1 protein-coding gene is annotated in these 7109 nt (G+C 73.5%); it reads left to right on the top strand.

From position 1 onward, the window contains the following. The coding region (locus STRIP9103_RS08610) for a non-ribosomal peptide synthetase (protein WP_048819939.1) at positions 1 to 7109 on the top strand (7109 nt) is incomplete at both ends.

Here is a 7109-nt window from a genome sequence, read left to right as displayed (position 1 = left end):
CGACGGCGACCTGGAGTTCGTCGGACGCGCCGACGACCAAATCAAGATCAACGGTCAGCGGGTCGAACCCGCCGAGGTCGAGGCCGTGCTGGCCGCGGTGCCCGGCGTCGAACAGGCCGTGGTCCTCGTCCACGACTCGGCGGCGGGCGCCCGGCAGCTCGTCGGCTATGTGACCGGCACCCCGCGGACCGACCCCCGGGCCCACCTGGCGACCCTGCTGCCCGCCCACATGGTGCCCGTCGGCGTCCACGTCCTGCCGTCGATCCCGGTCACCCCCAACGGCAAGATCGACCGCCGCGCCCTGCCCGCCCCGGCCCAGCCGGTCAGCGGACGCGCACCCGGCACCACCACCGAGCACACCCTGCACGCCCTCGCCGCCGACCTGCTGAACCGCCCCGAACTGGGCGTGGACGACGACCTGTTCGCCCTCGGCGCGGACAGCATCCACGCCATCCAGCTCGTCAGCCGCGCCCGCCGCCAGGGCCTCCACCTCACCCCCCAGGACGTCTTCGACCACCCGACCGTCGCCCGTCTCGCCGCGGCGGCGACCACGGCACCGGCGCCCGCACCCGTCGAGGACGACCCGGTCGGCGAGCTCCCCGAGACGCCGATGGCCCGGCGCCTCGCCGAACGCGGCGGCCCCACCGCCGGGTTCGCCCAGTCCCTCCTCCTCACCGCCGAGCCCGGTCTGTCGTACGACCGCCTCTGCGCGGCCCTGCAACGGGTCCTGGACCGCCACGACGCCCTGCGCATGCGAGGCCGGCACATCCGGCCCGTGGGCGCCGTACGGGCCGAGGACTGCCTGACCCGCGCCCAGGACGAGGACGTGGCCGCGCACAAGGAGGCCGCCCGTCGCGCACTGTCGCCCGAGGACGGTGCGATGGTCCGCGCCGTGTGGTTCGACTCCGGCCGACTGCTGCTCGTCCTCCACCACCTGGTGGTGGACGGCGTGTCCTGGCGCATCCTGCTGACCGACCTCGCCGAGGCCCTCTCGGGCGGCGAACTGTCCCCGGCCGGAACCTCCCTGCGCCGCTGGGCCGCCCACCTCCAGGCTCCCGACGACGAACTCCCGTTGTGGACCGACCTGTTGTCCACCCCGGAACCCCTCCTCGGCGCCCGCCCCCTCGACCCCGCCCAGGACGTCCACGGCACCGCCCGCTCGATCACCGTCACCGTCCCGGCGGACCTCACCGGCACGCTGCTGGCCACCCTGCCCGCCGCCTACCGGGCGACCCCCGACGACATCCTCCTCGCCGCGCTCTCGGCGGCCGTACAGTGCCACCGGGGCGAAGGGCCGGTCCTGGTCGACCTGGAGGGCCACGGACGCGACCACCTCCCCGACGGCATGGACCTGTCCACCACCGTCGGCTGGTTCACCCGCATCCACCCGGTCCGCCTCGGCCCCGGCACCGAGACCGGCCCCGCCCTGCTCAAGCGCACCAAGGAGGAGCTCCGCGCCATCCCGCACGGCGGTCGCGGCCACGCCCTGCTCCGCGACCGCCTCACCGGTCTGCCCGCACCCCAGATCTCCTTCAACTACCTGGGCCGTCTGGACGCACAGGACCTCGGCGGCTGGCGCCTCGCCGACGACGCGACGGCCGTGGAACTGCTCGCCGACGACGGCCTCGCGCTCACCCACGCCCTCCAGATCGACGCCTATGTCCGCGACGGCGAGCTCACCGCCGAGTGGACCTACCCCTCGGGCGTCCTCACGGAGACCGACGTCCGCGCCCTCGCCGAGGCATGGACCGCGGCCCTCGCCGAACTCGCCGTCCACACGCGAGGCGGACTCACCGTCTCCGACGTACCCCTGGTCCGGATCACCCAGGAGGAACTGGACCGGTTCCGCGGCGCCACCGACGTGCTGCCGCTGTCCCCGCTCCAGGAGGGCCTGCTCTTCCTCGCGCTGTACGAGCCCGACGACCCGTACGTCGGCCAGCTCGTCCTGGAGATCGACGGAGGCTTCGACACCGAGCGGATGAGGAAGGCCGCCACCGCGCTGCTGCACCGGCACCCCAACCTGCGCGCCGCCTTCCGCAGCCGCTCGGCCGGCGCCCCCGTCCAGGTCGTCCCCGCCGACGTCAAGGTGCCGTGGGAGGAAGGGGACGTGGACGACGCGGACGACGTGGAGGCGTTCCTCGCCCGCGACCGGGCGCGCGGCTTCAGCGTCGTACGGCCGCCCCTGCTGCGGTTCACCGCCCTCGGGAACCGCCTCGTCCTGACCCACCATCACCTGCTGCTGGACGGCTGGTCCCTGCCCCTGCTGGTACGTGACCTGTTCAGCCTGTACGGCGGCGCCGACCTGCCCCCGGCCGCCCCGTACCGCGATTACCTGGCCTGGCAGCGCGGACAGGACCACGAAGCCTCCGCCGAGGCGTGGCGCGAACACCTCGCCGACCTGACCGCACCCACCCTGCTCGCCCCCGCCGACCGCACCTCCGACGGCCACGACGTCCACGAACTGGTTCTGCCCGAGGCGCTGACCGACGCCCTGTCGGCGACCGCCCGTGCGCACCGGCTCACCCTCAACACCGTCGTACAGGGCTTGTGGGCCCTGCTGCTGAGCGGCTTCACCGGCCGTGACGACGTCGTGTTCGGCGCGACCGTCTCCGGGCGCCCGCCCGAGCTGCCCGGCGCGGAGTCGATGGTCGGGCTGTTCGTCAACACCCTGCCGGTCCGCGTGCGGATCGACCCGGACGAGCCCCTGGCCGCGCTGCTGGCCCGGGTCCAGAACGAGCAGCGTTCGCTCGACGCCCACCAGCACGCCTCCCTGGCGGAGCTGACGCGCGCGTCCGGCTTCGACGCGCTGTTCGACACCATCGTCGCCTTCGAGAACTACCCGATGGACGACGGCATCGAGGCCGGCGGACTGCGCCTGGCCCACGCCGACCTCGTCGAGCGCACCCACTACCCGGTCAGCCTGTCCGTCTTCCCCGGCGAGCGGCTGCGGCTGCGGTTCTCCTACCTCGCCGGCGCCTTCGACGCGTCGGCCGTCGCACGCATCGCCGACCACCTCGCCGACCTGCTCGGCCGGGCGGCGGCCGAACTGGACGTCAGAGCCGGTGAGTTGACCGCCGTGAGCGAGGAGGACCGGCTGCTGGTCACCGGCGTCCGTACGGCCGACGCACCCGCGAAGGCCGCGGCCACCGTCACGGGCGGCGATCCCCGTTCGCCCGAGGAGCAGAAGCTGTGCGCCATCGTCGCCGACGTGCTGGGCGTCGAACGGGTCGGCGTGCACGACGAGTTCTTCGCGCTCGGCGGCACCTCGATTCTGATGATCCGCCTGGTTCACCGCGTCCGCGACGAGTTCGGCGTCGACCTGTCCCTGCGGGACGTCTTCGCCGGGCCGACCGTCGCCGGCGTCGCCGAACGGCTGACCCGGCTGGCCCCGCAGGCCAAGCGGATCACGGCCGAGGAGCGGCCCGGCCGCGTCCCGCTGTCGTTCGCCCAGGAACGCATGTGGTTCCTGCAGAAGCTCCAGGGCGCCTCGGGGACGTACAACATCCCCATCCAGGTCCGGCTCACCGGCCCGCTCGACGCGGACGCGCTCGGCGGAGCGCTCGCCGACCTGGTCGCCCGCCACGAGGCGCTGCGCACCCTGTATCCGGAGGACGCCGAGGGGCCGTACCAGACCGTCCTGCCCGCGGACACCGGCTTCACCATGGAGGTCGTACGGGACGCGGGCCCCACCCCCGACCTGGCCGCCTCCGCCGCCCGCCCCTTCGACCTCACCCGCGACCTGCCGCTGCGGGCCACGCTCTACCCGACCGGACCGGACACCCACGTCCTGCTGCTCGTGGTGCACCACATCGCCACCGACGGAGCCTCGCTGCGCCCGCTCACCGAGGACCTGTCCGCCGCCTACCGGGCCCGGCTCGACGGAGAAGCACCCCGGTTCCCCGAACTCACCGTCCAGTACCCGGACTTCGCGATCTGGCAGCGCGAGACGCTTGCCGCGGACCTTCCGCGCCAGATCGACTACTGGAAGGAGCACCTCGACGGACTCCCGCCCGAGGTCACCTTCCCCGGTGACCGGCCGCGCCCGGCCGTGGCCACACACCGCGGCGACCACGTGGAGTTCCCCGTCGACGCGGAGCTCTACCAGCGGATGCTGGACCTGGCCGGCCGTACCCGCACGACCCCGTTCATGATCCTCCAGGCCGCCGTGTCCCTGCTGCTGACCCGGCTCGGCGCGGGGGAGGACATCCCGCTCGGCGGTGTGATCGCCGACCGGCCCGACTCGGTGCTCGACGACGTGGTCGGCGTCTTCATCAACACCCTCGTCTACCGTATGGACACCTCCGGCGACCCGACCTTCGAGGAACTGCTGGTCCGTGTCCGCGAGACGGGCCTGGCGGCGTACGCCCACCAGGGCGTGCCGTTCGAGCGCCTCGTGGAGGAGCTCAACCCGGAGCGATCCCGCTCCCGGCACGCCTTCTTCCAGGTCATGCTGGCCTGGCTCGACCTCACCGAGGCCCGCTTCGACCTGCCCGGTGTCACCGCCGACCCCGGCCCGGTGACCAGTGGCACCGCCAAGTTCGACGTGCACTTCGACTGCCACGTCCACGAGGACGGCGGGCTGCTGTGCCGCCTGGAGTACGCCACCGACCTGTACGACCGCCGGACGGCGCAGAGCTTCGCGGCCCGCTTCGTACGCGTCCTTCAGGCCGTCACCGCCGACCCCGGACAGCGGTTGTCCCAGGTGGACGTGCTCGGCGCCGACGACCGCGCCCTGGTGCTGCACGGCTGGAACGACACCGCCGTGGCGTTCGACGGCGAGGGCTCGGTGGTCGAGCTGTTCGAGGCGCACGCGCTGCGGGACCCGGACGCGGAGGCGATCCTCTTCGAGGGCGATCGGGTCACGTACGGCGAGTTCAACGCCCGGGTGAACCGGCTCGCACACGCCCTGCGCGCGCGGGGTGTCGGACCCGAGTCACGGGTCGCCGTGATGCTGCCGCGCTCGGTCGACCTGATGGTGGCCCTGTGGGCGGTGATCAAGGCGGGCGCCGCGTACGTGCCGATCGACACCGGCTACCCGGCCGACCGCATCGCGTACATCCTCGACGACTCCGGCGCCCGGCTGCTGATCTCCGACCGGGACGTGGACGGCTTCGAGCGCATCGCACCCGACGCCGAGGGGCCCGCGGAGAACCCCGGGGTGACGGTCCACGACGACAACGCCGCGTACGTCATCTACACCTCGGGCTCCACCGGTCGGCCCAAGGGCACGGTCAACACATACGCGGGCATGGCGAACCGGCTGTGGTGGATGCAGCGCGACCACCGACTCGCAACGGGCGAGCGGGTGTTGCAGTCCACCCCGGTCAGCTTCGACGTCTCGGTGTGGGAGGTCTTCTGGACCCTGATGTACGGCGGCACCCTCGTCGTGGCCCGGCCCGACGGCCACCGCGACCCGCTCTACCTGGAGCGGCTGATGAGCGAGGAGTCCGTCGGCGTCGTCCACCTCAGCGCGTCCATGCTCGGCGCCTACCTGGCCGAGACCCGGCTCCCGGACTCCGTGCGCCTGGTCGTCTCCGGAGACGAGGCCCTGCCCGCCGAACTGGTCCGCCGCTTCCACGACGACTCCAGCGCCGTGCTGCTCAACGCCTATGGTCCGACCGAGGCCGCCGTCGACGTCACCGCCTGGGCCGCGCCGCCCGACACCGAGACCGTGCTGATCGGCGGCCCCATCACCAACACCCGCGCGTACGTCCTCGACGCGACGCTGGCGCCGGTCGCCCCCGGCGTTCCCGGCGAGCTGTACGTCGAGGGCGTCCAGCTCGCCCGCGGCTACCTCGACCGGCCCGCCCTGACCGCCGAACGGTTCGTCGCGAGCCCCTACGGCCCGCCCGGATCCCGGATGTACCGCACGGGCGACGTGGCCCGCTGGACGGCGGACGGCGAGCTGGAGTACCTGGGCCGCGCCGACAACCAGGTCAAGCTGCGCGGTTTCCGGGTCGAACTCGGCGAGATCGAGGACGCGCTGGCCGACCACCCGGCCGTCGCCCAGGCCGCCGCGGCCGTCCACGGCCAGTGGCTCGTCGGCTATGTCGTCCCCGCCGACCCGAGCGCCCCGCTCGACGCCGCCGACGACATCCGCGACCGGCTCGCCGCCCGGCTGCCCGAGTACATGGTCCCGGCCCAGATCGTCACCCTGGCGGAGCTGCCGCTCACCCCGAACGGCAAGCTCGACCGGGGGGCCCTGCCGGTCCCCGACCTCGCCCACACCGGAGGGCGAGCGCCGCGCACCCCGCAGGAGGAGATCCTGTGCGGGCTGTTCGCCGAGGTGCTCGGCGTGCCCGAGGTGTCGATCGACGACGACTTCTTCTCGCTCGGCGGCCACTCCCTGCTGGTCACCCGGCTGGCCGGCCGCATCCGCGCCGCCCTCGACGTCGACATCGAACTGTCGGTGCTGTTCGAGGCGACGACCGTGGCGAAGCTCGCGGCCAGGCTCGCCGGGAGCGGACCGCGCCGCACCGGCATCACGGCCCAGCCGCGCGAGGGGCGCCTGCCGCTGTCGTACGCCCAGGAACGGCTGTGGTTCCTGCACCGCTTCGAGGGTCCGTCCCCGACGTACAACCTGCCCGTCGCGCTACGTCTCACCGGCGACCTCGACGTGGCCGCGCTCTCCGCGGCCCTGGACGACCTGGCGGCGCGGCACGAGGCCCTGCGCACGGTCTTCGCCGAGGACGGACACGGCCCCCACCAGATCGTGCTGCCGTCGGTGCCGCCGCTGAGCGTGGTGGGCGTCGACGAGGAAGGTCTCGCCGCCCGACTGGCCGAGGCCGTGCGCACCCCGTTCGACCTCACCACCCAACCCCCGCTTCGGGCCACCCTGTTCGACCTCGGTGAGAGCGAACACGTACTGCTCCTCGTCCTGCACCACATCGCCGGCGACGGCGCCTCCATGGCCCCGCTCGCCCGCGACCTCGCCACCGCCTACGCGGCCCGGACCCGGGGCGAGGAACCCGGCTGGGCTCAACTGCCCGTCCAGTACGCCGACTTCGCGGTGTGGCAGCGTCAGACCCTGGGGGAGTCCGACGACCCGGACAGCGTCCTTTCCCGGCAGCTCGACCACTGGCGGGCCACGCTCGCCGGACTGCCCGAGC

The sequence above is a fragment of the Streptomyces ipomoeae 91-03 genome, assembly GCF_000317595.1.
GTDB lineage: Bacteria > Actinomycetota > Actinomycetes > Streptomycetales > Streptomycetaceae > Streptomyces > Streptomyces ipomoeae.
This window is presented reverse-complemented; position numbering and strand designations above follow the sequence as displayed.